A 12,779-nucleotide genomic window follows, 5' to 3' on the forward strand; every position below is an offset into this window, starting at 1 on the left:
GCGCAAGATTGGCATTTATTTTTCCAAAGTGAGAAAGAGATTAAATTCAACATCATCATATTATTTATTGTCTTCTCATGGCTCGTTGTTGTCGCTCTTAGTGTTTATGAGCAGCGACTTACCTTACATAACTTTTGTGTTTGAAAGAGGTAATAATGAAGAAATTTAAATTGCATACATTAGCAGCACTGACTGCAACAGTTGGACTTATGGGCTCTGCATATGCCTCGCAAACAGCACAGCAAGTAGTTGATGCACTGAGTCAATTAAAAGTTAATTATAAAGTTATTGATAATCAGGCAGGAGATCATGGCGTTAACTGTGCGGTATTGGGGGCAGACTGGGCTAAATGTAATCGAGTGGATATTACTTTAACCAATGGTAATCAGGTGATTGACTCTTCTGACTGGGCGATTTATTTCCACAGTATTCGCCAGGTCCTGAGTGTGGATAATGAACAGTTCAAAATCACGCGCATCACGGGCGATTTACATAGACTGGAGCCAACCGAAAAATTCACCGGTATTAAAGCCAATGAGCAGGTAAAACTGCCGATTATTGGAGAATACTGGCAGATTTACAGCACTGATTTTTTACCCCGCTGGTATGCAACGTCAGGTAATGCGAAACCTAAAGTGCTGGTTAATACGGATACAGAAGATCTAAGTCAATTTTTATCTGCTTTCACCGGTGATCAGTGGAAACGCACACAGACAGATAACAATATTCTGATGACGCCTGAAAATCGTTATATGAAGAATTTGTGGATCAAAAAGGTTGGATCAGAAAAGTTGCGTGGGCAAATTATCCCGACACCAAAAGAGGTTCAGATTTTTACCGAGGATGCTGATTTATCTGGTGGAGTAAGACTGGAATTAGGTGGTTTAAATGACGAGGCGGTTATTCTTGTCAGAAAACGGTTTACTGATCAAGGAATTAAATTAGAGAATAGTGGCTATCTCGTTGCGACCCAAATTGTCTCTTCAGATTTTACCGATGATTGGAAGGTTAAAGGAGCTTACCGGCTGAATATTACCCAGAATGGGGCGCAAATTGTTGCTTTTGACCAGTCGGGGGTGTTTTACGGTCTTCAATCTTTGTTGTCATTAATTCCTGTTGATGGCGATAGGAAAATTGCTACTTTGATGGCAAAAGATGCGCCCCGCTTTGAATATCGTGGGGTTCTCCTTGATGTAGGGCGTAATTTCCATAGTAAACAGGCCGTTCTGCGTTTGCTTGACCAAATGGCAAGTTACAAGCTGAATAAATTCCATATTCATCTAACTGATGATGAAGGTTGGCGTGTGGAAATTCCTGGATTACCTGAGTTGACGGAAGTTGGCAGCCAGCGGTGTCATGATTTAAGTGAAACTCAATGTTTGTTGCCGCAACTGGGTTCAGGCCCCGATAACAACAATATGGGCAGCGGGTATTTCAGCCGTCAAGACTATATTGATATTCTGAAATATGCCAAAGCTCGTTATATCGATGTTATTCCTGAAATTGATATGCCAGCCCATGCTCGTGCCGCTGTTGTTTCTATGGAAGCCCGCTATAAGAAATTGATTGCTCAGGGGAATGTGAAAGGAGCGAATGAGTATCGTTTGTTGGACCCAACGGATACCACCAGAGCAACATCTGTTCAACTCTATGATCGTCGCAGTTATTTGAACCCATGTATGGATTCTTCAAAACGGTTTGTCGAGAAAGTCATTGGTGAGATTGCCGCTATGCATCAAGCAGCGGGTTCGCCATTGGAGACTTGGCATTTCGGCGGAGATGAAGCGAAGAATATCCGTTTAGGAGACGGATTCCAGGATAAAAATGGCCCTATCGTACCGGGTAAGGGCATTATTGATAAAAGTGCGGAAGATAAACCGTGGTCTAAATCTCAGGTTTGTCAGAAGTTAATAGAACAGGGTGTTGTGAAAGATATTGATCATATTGCCAGTTATTTCGCAATTGAAGTGAGCAAAATTGTGAATGCTAATGGTATCGAGAGGATGCAGGCGTGGCAGGATGGTTTAAAACATGCTGGCAGTGCTAAAGATTTTGCCACTAAACGTGTTGGGGTGAATTTCTGGGACACTCTCTACGACGGCGGTTTTGATTCAGTCAATGATTGGGCGAATAAGGGCTACGAAGTGGTGATATCTAACCCAGATTATATTTATCTGGATATGCCGTATGAAGTTCATCCGCAGGAGCGTGGCTATTATTGGGCGGCTCGTTTTAACGACGAAGCTAAGATCTTTAGTTTTGCGCCTAATAACATGCCACAAAATGCTGAAACTTCCGTTGACCGTGATGGTAATACATTCCGTGCGAAAAGTGATAAACCGTGGCCGGGCGCTTATGGGCTTTCAGGTCAAGGATGGAGTGAAACGGTCCGTACTGATGAGCAGATGGAATATATGATTTATCCACGCTTGTTGCCGCTGGCAGAACGGGCATGGCACCGGGCCGGTTGGGAGTTGGATTATGTTCCAGGCCAGGTATATAAGCGAGGAGAAACGTATAAAGTTGATGTAGATGCGCTTAATCGTGACTGGACTCGGTTCGCTAACCTGATAGGACAACGTGAGCTTGGTAAACTGGATAAAGCGGGTATTGCTTACCGTCTGCCGGTTCCGGGGGCTAAGGTAAAACGGGGTATTTTGCGGGCTAATGTTGCTCTGCCTGGATTGGTAATCCAGTATTCGATTGATGGCGGTCGTAACTGGGAAGTTTATAACAACCATAAACGCCCAAGAGTGAGAGGCGATGTGTTGATCCGTTCTGTCAGCCCGGATGGTAAACGTTACAGCCGAATTGATAACGTAAAGGCATGATAATGTTGTAGCAAAGGAGGAACCCTGATGGGTTCCCCTCTAGGTAGATAAAAAATTAGCTGTTCAGGCGTGAATTACTTCTCGTCATGTGCACTACTATCTTCGCGGCAATTACCGGCAGAGCAGTGACCATATAAATAAAGGCTGTGGTTTGAAAGTTTAATCCCATAACGCTCAGCAATGTTCTTCTGGCGTCTTTCAATATATTTGTCACTGAATTCAATGACTTTACCACAGTCCAGGCAGATTAAATGGTCGTGGTGGTGTTGTTGAGTGAGTTCAAAAACCGATTTGCCGCCCTCAAAGTTGTGGCGGGTGACAATACCGGCATCATCAAACTGATTCAACACGCGGTAGACAGTAGCAAGTCCAATCTCTTCACCGTTATCAATCAGTTTTTTGTAGAGATCTTCCGCACTGACATGGTGATATTCAGGCTCCTGTAACACTTCCAATATTTTCAAACGAGGAAGTGTAACTTTAAGTCCAGCATCTTTTAATGCCTTGTTGTTGTCGGTCATGCGGATTCAGTCCTGTTACTCAGTAAAGTGAGCTTAGCGATACTTCAAAAAGTACCAGTTAGTTATCAGAATATGATTATAGGCATGGCTAGTGAAAATGAAAACCACGTTAACCCGAACTTTCATTACACATTTTGCCAGAATAATCATTTATAAAACGCAGGAATAACCTTACTATTTATCGTGTTTAGGCTATCTTTTGCCATTCTTCGTAATAAAAAGCGGATTTAAGCCGTGTTTTGATAAAAACAGTAGCCTTTGAGCGCGATCCCACAGGGGCGAGTGAAGCGAGTCACTTCTCACCTACCGTGGGTTCACTATTGATAAGAAATGGCCTGCATCCATTACGCTTACTGGGATAGGCCGCTATCCTGCAAGAATTTCTGACAAACTCAGCTCTTCGTAGATCTGCTTGGTCCAGGCATTAACACGCTCTTCTGTTAATTCTGGTTGGCGGTCTTCATCAATAGCAAGCCCGATAAAATGGTTATCATCAGCCAGACCTTTTGATTCTTCGAAGTGATAGCCCTCAGTTGGCCAATGACCAACAATAATGGCGCCGCGGGGTTCAATAATGTCACGGATAGTTCCCATCGCATCACAGAAATATTCCGCGTAATCTTCCTGATCGCCACAACCAAACAGGGCAACCAGCTTGCCTTCAAAATCGATCTCTTCCAGTGTAGGGAAGAAATCATCCCAGTCGCACTGTGCTTCGCCGTAGTACCAGGTAGGGATGCCCAGTAGCAGAATATCGAACTGTTCGATATCTTCTTTGCTGCTCTTGGCGATATCATGGACTTCTGCAATGTCGGAACCCAGAATTTTTTGGATCTTTTTGGCAATATTTTCTGTGTTGCCGGTATCGCTGCCGAAAAATATACCTATAATTGCCATAGGATAATATAACCTCTTGTTTTATTTGTGTATTTCTATATGAGATATACGTATAAAATGTTAAAAATCAGTGAAAAAGATTCTGATTGTATTAATAAAAAAACAAAATTCTATTTTGACTAAACAGTCAGGACAATTCTGTCAAGTTTGTGTGATTTCGTGCCTTCAATGCTATCAAGTCGTGATGTTGCTTTCTGCTAACTGAGCCAGCAAAATTTGCTCAATGAGTTCACTGCGGCTGATGTTGCGTTGCTGTGCGAGAAAGTTAAGCGCATCTACTGCATCAGCATTTATTTTCAGTTCCACACGACGCAGACCACGCACTTTATCACGGCGAAGTTGGTTACGCTTGTTGACTCTGAGTTGTTCATCCCTGGAAAGTGGGTTGGTTTTTGGGCGCCCCGGTCTGCGTTCATTTGCGAACAAATCCAGAGTGGTGCGATCCATTTGTTCTTTTGCCATAAATTCAATTAGTAAAGGGCGTATACCATAAAATATAGCACGCCATGATACCCCAGCTTCTAGTGTATCGCTACTGCCTGACAAAGATAAAAGCGGCGTCACTGCTTATCCGTAAAGGATTGTGATTGAGTTTGCGTTTTAGCGGTGCTGGTATTTTCTGCGGTACTCTATTGGTGTTAACCCATTAAGTTTCTTGAATAACTCTCTGAAATAACGAGTATCTTCATAGCCAACTTCATGGCTGATCTCTTCTATGGTCTTATTCGATTTTTCTAACCGGCATTTCGCCAGAGATAGTCGAATCTGTTGGATATATTGAATAGGCGTCTGGCCGGTGGCAGTCTTAAAGCGCCGCTTCATCTGTCTTTCACACAGATGAATTTTATCGGCCAAATTGCTAACCGATAATCGGTCTGATGGGGCAGAATGCATCCAGTCTTGTAGTTTGTGGATTAAGGTATCTGAGTGTTGGCGATAGGGGACAAAACTTGCCAAAGTATGCGAAGGAAGACCTTCCATGTCGCCAAATATAAGCTGGCTACAGGTTTCTCTGGTGTTTTGACCATATATCTGTTCAACAATATGCATCATGACATCGTTGTATTCATAGGTGCCAGATGTACAAAAGATATTATTATCTCTGGTGACTTTTATTTCCGAGTGTAACTGTACTTGTGGAAACATATCCTTAAATAGGTTGGTAAATAGCCAGTGTGTAGTGGCTTTACGGTTATTGAGTAAATTAGCTTTAGCCAGGATGAATGAACCAGAACAAATAGAGACGATAGGGATGTTTTTTTGTTCCATCATTTGCAGCCAATCTAAGGTTTCTTGCGTGCAAGAATCGAGATCGTTGTAGGGGAGCCCGATTGCCCCCACCAAGACAATATCTGTTTGTTTAATTTCTCCTATGAGTTTATTGGGCTTTAGTCGAACACCGCCTAGCCCGATAACATCTTGATTATCTTGGGTAATGATATTGATTTCTGGTTCCGGCGCGCCGGCCAAGTGGGCGGCGGTGGTTAAAATTTCTATTGGGCCGGTAATAGAAGTTAGAGATCCTCCTGAAAATGCCAAAGCGCTTAACGAAACTGGATTCCTATCCATAAGAATTCTCCAACTTAAAAGTTAAGATGTATAAAGATATTCGATTTATCTAACATATTAATAACTGAACGTTACAATTTAAATAATTTATTTACATTTTGTTAATTTATTAATCAAATAAATAAAAATAGACACATTTTGAGTCAAAATTTATGCTTCCTCTTTTTTAGAAATTAAGCTGAATGTCAATTCAGCTTTCACCAATTTGTTGATGCCATAAATGGGCGTATAGGCCGCCTTGTTGAAGTAGTTGGTCATGTGAGTCAAATTCGACAATTTGCCCTTGATCTAACACGCAAATTTTGTCGGCATGACGAATCGTGTTGAGCCGGTGGGCAATGCTAATAACGGTTCTGTTACGGCATATTTCATCCATATTTGCCATGATTGCGGCTTCAGACTCATAATCTAATGCTGAGGTGGCTTCATCGAGGATCAGAATAGTCGGATTAACCAAGAGGGCTCTTGCTAATGCGATGCGCTGTCTTTGACCACCAGAGAGATTTGCTCCTTTCTCCCCGACCGGATGAGCAAAACCATGAGGAAGCGATTGAATAAATTCAATGGCGCCAGATAACTCAGCGGCGCGATAGACTTCTGCATCAGTGGCGTTGGGTTTACATAGTCGGATGTTATCGATGATGCTGCCGGAAAAGAGGATACTTTCCTGGAGCACAACACTCATATTGCGGCGTAAAGAGACAGGATCGGCAATAGCCAGATCCATACCATCAATTAAAACTTGCCCATGTTGAGGTACATATAGCCTTTGTAGTAAACGGGTGAGTGTACTTTTACCTGAACCCGATGGTCCGGTTATACCAATAAATTGACCAGATTTTATTGATAACGATAAATTTGCCAGAACTTCCGGTGTGTCGTCATGATAGCGGAAGCGAATGTTTCTGAATTCAATCTGGCCTGCCAGCTTAGGTACAGAAGCCAATCCTTGTTTGCTGTTCTCCATTGGCTCATCAAGAATATCCCCGACACGTTTCAGAGCGATTAACGTATGTTGAAAATCTTGCCAAACTTGTGCCAGCCGGAGGATAGGTTGGGTGACATGTCCGGCGAGCATATTAAAAGCGATAAGTTGTCCTGGCGTCAGTTCACCACGTAAAACTTCTGTCACTCCCCACCATAAGAGGATTGCGGCAGTAAATTTTTGGACAAAATCGATGCCTTGCCCGGCAATTAAACCGCTTTTCTGTGCCGCAAAGCTTTTAGTCAATTGTTGGCTGAGAATGCGTTGCCACTGATGTAAAAAACGCTTTTCAGTAGCGGTGGTTTTGATGGTTTCAATGCCTGTTACGGTTTCGGTCAGAAAGCTCGTTGCATTCGCATCGGTTTCATATTCTGCCTCCACTTTGCGGCGAATAATTGGTCCGGTGATCAGCCAGAATACGAAATAAACAAAGAGGGAGCCAATAACGATCCAGGTCAATATCTTGGCATAGTAAAACATGACGCCAATGAACATGATGACGAAAATCAGATCTAACAGCAGCATCAAGGTAGAACCCGTCAAAAACTGGCGGATTTGAGACATTTCTCTGACTCTGGCAATAATCTGCCCGGTTTGCCGTTGCTTAAAATATTGTAGCGGCAAGCTTGTCAGATGACGGTACAATCGCCCGGAAAGTTCAGAGTTTATCTGGCTTGCCATGTGTCCAAACACAGTGTTGCGCATAAAGCTATACAAAGGTTCGGCAAGGGCGATAGCGAGCATAGCCATACCTAATACATGCAGGCTGGATAAACTTCGTCCTACCAATACCTTGTCGATAATGTTTTCAAACAGAATCGGACTGACCAGCGCAAATAGTTGCAAGACAATGGCAAATAAAAATAGATCTCTTATCTGACTTTTCTGGCGGAAAATAGAGGGGTAAAACCAGCTCAGGCCGAATTTGACCTGTTTTTTAGTTAATTCCTGATCGGCGATCAACAGGATCTTATAGGCATGCTCTTTATTATCAACAAATAAAGAGAGCGACCGCGTTTGTTCAGTCGCAGGATTGAGAACAGTAATATGGGTGTTGCTGATCTCAATCAGTACCCACCATTGCTGTTCCAGTTCAATCAATGCCGGTAAGGGCAACGTTGGCCCTGTATTGGCAGTTAATTGCTCAATTTTACTGTGTAGCCCAATAGCGTCAGCGGCTTCGCGCAGTTGCAAATCATTCAGAGATAAAGAATCAAAACCCAGTCGGTGTTGAAGTTGATCAATAGTGGCCGACTTATGAAATTGTTTTCCCACATAGACAATGCAGTCCAGTGCCTGATTATGGGGGTTGTCACCGGAATCGGTAATAGAAGAAGGTAATATGTTCACGATTATTTCTCCCTCAAGGCTTCAGATTGATACTCTCTGATTGGGCTAAGGAGATAATCGATAACGCGGCGTTGATCAGTTTTGATTTCAGCGACAATTGACATACCTGGGGTAATGTCAACACGTGCGTTGTCTATGACGATATTATTACTTTTAAGACTTATCTGAGCAGGGAAGACCAACCCTAACCGCTCATCGGTGGTTGAGTCTCTGGATATACTCAGCAGTTCACCATCAATCGTGCCGTAACGTGTATAGGGGAAAGCGTCTACCTTAACGGTGACTTGTTGCCCTGGGTGAACGAATCCGGCATCTTTATTGAGAATTTGCACTTCTGCCAATTGCACATTGTCATCAGGAACGATCACCATTAAATTTTGCGCCGGTTGCAAAACTGCGCCTAATGTATGCACACTGAGTTGTTGAACGGTTCCTGTTACGGGAGAACGAATAATTTCAAGCTGTTCTCGTACTTGAGCTTTTGCCAGTTCTTGCTCTAAAACAACCAATTGAACCTCGGCCTGTTTTCTTTTATCAAACCATTCACGCTCTTTTTGTGTTTTCAGGCTATTTAAGCGCTCTTCAAGGCTGATATATTGCGATTGCAGCACATTAAGTTCTGCATTTTGTTGAGTAATCAGACGTTCTGTTTCCAGAAACTCTTTTTCCTGTTCAAGGTATTCAACTTTACTGATAACTTGTTTTTGACTTAAAGTCTGGCGCGCTTTTAAACGTTGGCTAATATTTTGCCGGAGCTTAGTGAGCGCATTGATATCGCTTTTCCGTGATTGTTGAGAAGAGAGATTGACGTTCATCTCTGCTTTCAGATTTGTTACGCTCGCTTCATACTCTCTTTTCTCACGGGAATAGTTTTCAACAACTTGTGTTTGTTGAGATATCGGTAATGTTTGAAATAGTTCTTGCTCTTCTGGCGTCTGTTCCTCAGTTAAAGCCTGATAACGAATTTTTTCATGGGCTTGATATTCGATCTGCTTGAGTAACCGAGCGATATCTTGATTAACACCGAGAGTGTCCAATGTCAGAAGTGGGGCGTCTTTTGTTACCCGCTGTCCGTTTTGAACATGGATAGCGGTCACTCGGCTCTGTTCATAAGCTTGAATTATCTGAGAGCGACCTGAGACGAGCAGACGGCCGGTGGCTGTAGCCTGAACATCCAACTTGCCCAGATAGGCCCAGAGCAAGGCTATGATGACACCGACACTGAGCATTATTGCCGTGTAACGGGCAAACGGTGAAGGTGGACGTTGCGATAACGCTAAATGTGTCGGTAAAAAATCATAATGTTGCGGACACGAACGTAACCGTATTTTAATCTTATCCTTTAAAGCGTTAATCATGACAAGGCGCCTCTTGTTTTAATTCTTGTTGTAACTGCCAGAGCTTTCGATATTGCTTGCCGTGGTGAAGCAATTGAACGTGAGAGCCTTGTTCGATAATTTCTCCCTGCTTAAGAACAATAATGCGATCACAATGGCGTACAGTTGAAAGGCGGTGTGCGATGGTAATAACCGTCCTATCTTGAGCAATTTCCGCCATATTGGATTGAATGAGTGATTGAGACTCATCATCAAGGGCGCTGGTGGCTTCATCAAGAATAAGAATTTTGGGGTTAGCCAGGATAGTTCGGGCAATGGCAAGCCGTTGACGCTGACCACCGGATAAAGATTGCCCGCCTTCTGCGATAGTTGTGTCATATCCCATCGGGAGCTTGAGAATAAATTCATGGGCGCCCGCCAGTTTGGCGGCTTTAATTACGGCTTCCAGATTGGCATCGGGTTTTGATTGGGCAATATTCTCATATACTGTTTTGTTAAATAAGAAATTTTCTTGCAGAACCACGCCGACTTGCTGCCTGAGCGTTTCAATATTTATATTTTGCAATGGAATCCCATCTAAGGTGATTGCGCCTGTTTCTGGGGTATATAGGCGGAGTAATAAACGAGCTAACGTACTTTTCCCGGAACCGGAAGCACCCACAATACCGATGGTTTCTCCGGCTCTTATGTTGAGAGTCAATCCCTTAATCGTCGGTGGAACATCAGGTTGATAGCGAAAGACAACATGGTTCAATGAGACTGCCCCTTGCAGCGTGATTTGTTGTCGACCAGATTGCTGTTCGGTTGGCAGGTTTAACATATCGCCTAATTTATCGACGGCCACCCGCGTTCTGATAAATTGTCCCCATAATTCCACCAGTCTGGCTAATGGTTGAGAAGTGTGATTTACCATCATGTTAAAGGCGATCAACTGACCAATGGTCATTTGCAGTGATAAAACCTCTGACGCGCCTAACCAGAGAATCGCTGCATTGGTGACTTTTTGCAGTAGCATCACAATATGGTTTGAACGGTTACTCAGTTGCTGTACCGCATAACTGGTATCCACCATCTTCTCAGTCTGGTTATCCCAACGGCGAACGAATCTTGGTTCTACCGCCAGACTTTTTAGGGTTTCAGAACCAGAAACCGTTTCAGTCAGAAAAGAGGTGTTTATTGCTGCATGGGTGAACTGTTGTTCAACCGCTTTTTCCATGCGAGGGGTTAGCCACCATGCCAAAATGGCGTAAAAAGGAAAGGTAGCGAGAAAAACCCAAGTCAATGTGCTGGATAACAGCGTCATCACATAGATGAAAATAAACATAAACAGCAGATCGACAGATAAGGTGAACATTGAACCAGTCAGAAATTCTCTGACGGTATTCAGTTCACGCACTCGTGTGACAATTGCTCCTACCTGACGGGATTTAAAAAAGAGTAAAGGTAGCCCGAACAGGTGTTGGACCAGTTTTAATCCCAATTTGATATCAATGCGGTTGGCGGTATGAGCGTATTGGTATTCGCGCAATCCACGTAAAATCACCTCAATGATGCCGGCAATAATTAAGCCAAAGACTAATACATCAAGTGTCGATAACGCTTGATGGATTAAGACCTTATCCATAACCACCTGAATAACTAAAGGTGAAATTAACGCAAGAATTTGTAACACAAAGGAAAATAGCAGTATTTCGCCCAAATTTTTCTTTTGTGCCAGGAATTCTGGAATAAACCAACTGATGTTAAATTTGGCTTGTTTCTGTTTAATTTTAATCCATTTTCCATTCCACTCTTTTATTAGCCTTTCTTCGGACCATATTTCGGGATTTTCTTTATCAATCCTCTGAATTAATGAACTCTCTTTATTCGATTTGGCTAAAACAAAAGGTAGGCCATTATTATCAAACAAGATTGCGGGTAAGGGTATGTTATGATACTTTTTGCTTACGGAATTTTTATTTGAAAGAGATAAGTTAAATTTTTTCTCTATATCCTTTATATAGGAATGGTAACAACTAGAGCTTTTTAAGTTATCAATATCAATAATATTTTCTTTTCCATTACATATCATCAATATTAATCTTAATGATGCTATGGTCAATTTCTCAATTTCATTCATGAAAAAACATCTTTAAAATTCACAAAAATATTAATTAAAACAGAATATTATGTTGGTTTGTGCGGTATTTAAGTATTGGGTTATTATCTTATATTTATTGCCAGTACCAGTGTGGGTAAATGGGACTATATGTGGGGGGTAAAAGGACTTTTTGTATATAAATATTGATTTTGAGTTTTGTCTCTATATTATTTTATTGATTCATTTACTCTTAATGTATTTATAGATATACAAACTCAGGATATCCCTGAATTGAATGCTTTCCTTGTTGTAAACATTGTATAGTCTCATTAACAAATTGTTTATTTTTGGTAAATAAAAATATGTCTGAAAAATTCGTACAAACTATCTCTAGCGTTAATTATAACAAAGGCGTTTTTTCTCTTTATTTCGTGGGTCAAGAACCTAATCGTATGGCGAATGGGATAATGGCAGAAAATGATAATGAACTTGAATTAAAGCAAGTTATCCATATGCCAGCATCGGGATTTATGTATATGGTTTCGATGGTTAAAAATATGTTGGAAGATCCACGAATGGCGGCTGAATTTGACAAATTGGTTGCAGCAGGATTTTTACCTGCTCCACAAGTAGCCGAAGAACAAATTGGATCAGAATCTATAGCAGAAGAACCTGCTAATGCTAAAAAACGTCCATCTAAAAATACAAAATAAGATCTCTGGTTGATTAGCGCATGGCGATTATACATCAACCAGTGAAACTGAATAACGCAGAAATTCAAGCGATGATTGGAGGAGTCATGTTGCTGAGTCAGCATTCTCCTCTGCATCGGAGATACCTGGTGTCCGAGTGGCAACAGCGTATCTTGCCTGCATTTGAGCTGAATCAGTTTTGCTATTACGAAGATGAACACGGGCGCCCAATCGCCTTTTGTAACTGGGCTTTTTTATCTGAGCAGAATCGAGATGAGCTTCTTTCGGGAGAAAGAGAGCTTACCCACACGGACTGGCGTTCAGGTCCACATATCTTTTTTCCCGAAATGATTGCGCCTTTTGGTCACGGACGTGAAGTTGCCAGGGATTTGCGCCGCCGTGTCTTTTTGCCGTGGAAAGGTCAGAAAGCTTGTACTGTCCGCGGGAAACTTGATGTCCAAAACAACTGCTGTATTCGTCAGGTGCAGTGGTTTTTTGTTTAATTTTTATTTGATCT

11 protein-coding genes are annotated in these 12,779 nt (G+C 42.1%); 4 read left to right on the top strand and 7 right to left on the bottom strand.

Features of this window, described 5'->3' with window-relative positions:
* Positions 1–155: 155 nt before the first annotated feature.
* Positions 156–2,831, top strand: a complete 2,676-nt coding sequence (locus EAE90_RS12480) for a beta-N-acetylhexosaminidase (RefSeq protein ID WP_214053770.1) — start codon at positions 156–158, stop codon at positions 2,829–2,831.
* A 74-nt stretch (positions 2,832–2,905) separates the two neighbouring features.
* Here the strand turns inward: EAE90_RS12480 and fur are convergent, their stop codons facing one another.
* Complete coding sequence (fur, locus tag EAE90_RS12485; RefSeq protein ID WP_036776678.1) at positions 2,906–3,352, bottom strand: ferric iron uptake transcriptional regulator; 447 nt, start codon at positions 3,350–3,352, stop codon at positions 2,906–2,908.
* Between the two features lie 239 nt (positions 3,353–3,591).
* Between fur and EAE90_RS24270 the strand changes: the two genes are divergently transcribed.
* Positions 3,592–3,714 carry a hypothetical protein gene (locus EAE90_RS24270; protein WP_281422337.1) on the top strand — a complete coding sequence of 41 codons (123 nt, stop codon included), beginning with the start codon at positions 3,592–3,594 and terminating at the stop codon, positions 3,712–3,714.
* Between the two features lie 4 nt (positions 3,715–3,718).
* Here the strand turns inward: EAE90_RS24270 and fldA are convergent, their stop codons facing one another.
* The 6 genes from fldA to EAE90_RS12515 form a co-directional block, all read right to left on the bottom strand.
* On the bottom strand, positions 3,719–4,249 hold the full coding sequence (gene fldA, locus EAE90_RS12490; RefSeq protein WP_036776677.1) for a flavodoxin FldA: 531 nt from the start codon (positions 4,247–4,249) through the stop codon (positions 3,719–3,721).
* Between the two features lie 174 nt (positions 4,250–4,423).
* A complete protein-coding gene (ybfE, locus tag EAE90_RS12495) occupies positions 4,424–4,711 on the bottom strand; it encodes a LexA regulated protein (RefSeq protein ID WP_049583800.1) in 288 nt (95 codons plus the stop codon).
* 138 nt (positions 4,712–4,849) lie between these two features.
* Positions 4,850–5,818, bottom strand: coding sequence for a GlxA family transcriptional regulator (locus EAE90_RS12500; protein ID WP_214053771.1), 969 nt, complete (start codon positions 5,816–5,818; stop codon positions 4,850–4,852).
* Between the two features lie 190 nt (positions 5,819–6,008).
* Entirely contained in the window at positions 6,009–8,153 is a 2,145-nt protein-coding gene (locus EAE90_RS12505) for a type I secretion system permease/ATPase (RefSeq protein ID WP_214053772.1), read from the bottom strand.
* 2 nt (positions 8,154–8,155) lie between these two features.
* Positions 8,156–9,511 (bottom strand): HlyD family type I secretion periplasmic adaptor subunit, encoded by a 1,356-nt coding sequence (locus EAE90_RS12510; protein ID WP_214053773.1) that lies wholly within the window; start codon positions 9,509–9,511, stop codon positions 8,156–8,158.
* Positions 9,504–11,609: a peptidase domain-containing ABC transporter gene (locus EAE90_RS12515; protein ID WP_214053774.1), complete on the bottom strand. Its 2,106-nt coding sequence runs from the start codon at positions 11,607–11,609 to the stop codon at positions 9,504–9,506. Before EAE90_RS12515 ends, EAE90_RS12510 begins: the two co-directional genes overlap by 8 nt.
* Before the next feature lie 323 nt (positions 11,610–11,932).
* On the opposite strand from EAE90_RS12515, the gene rtxH reads away from it, so the two are divergent.
* A complete protein-coding gene (gene rtxH / locus EAE90_RS12520) occupies positions 11,933–12,283 on the top strand; it encodes a protein RtxH (protein WP_214053775.1) in 351 nt (116 codons plus the stop codon).
* Between the two features lie 20 nt (positions 12,284–12,303).
* Positions 12,304–12,765, top strand: coding sequence for an RTX toxin-activating lysine-acyltransferase RtxC (gene rtxC, locus EAE90_RS12525; RefSeq protein WP_214053776.1), 462 nt, complete (start codon positions 12,304–12,306; stop codon positions 12,763–12,765).
* Positions 12,766–12,779 lie beyond the last annotated feature (14 nt).

The organism is Photorhabdus caribbeanensis (genome assembly GCF_018448885.1).
Classification (GTDB): Bacteria; Pseudomonadota; Gammaproteobacteria; order Enterobacterales; family Enterobacteriaceae; genus Photorhabdus; species Photorhabdus caribbeanensis.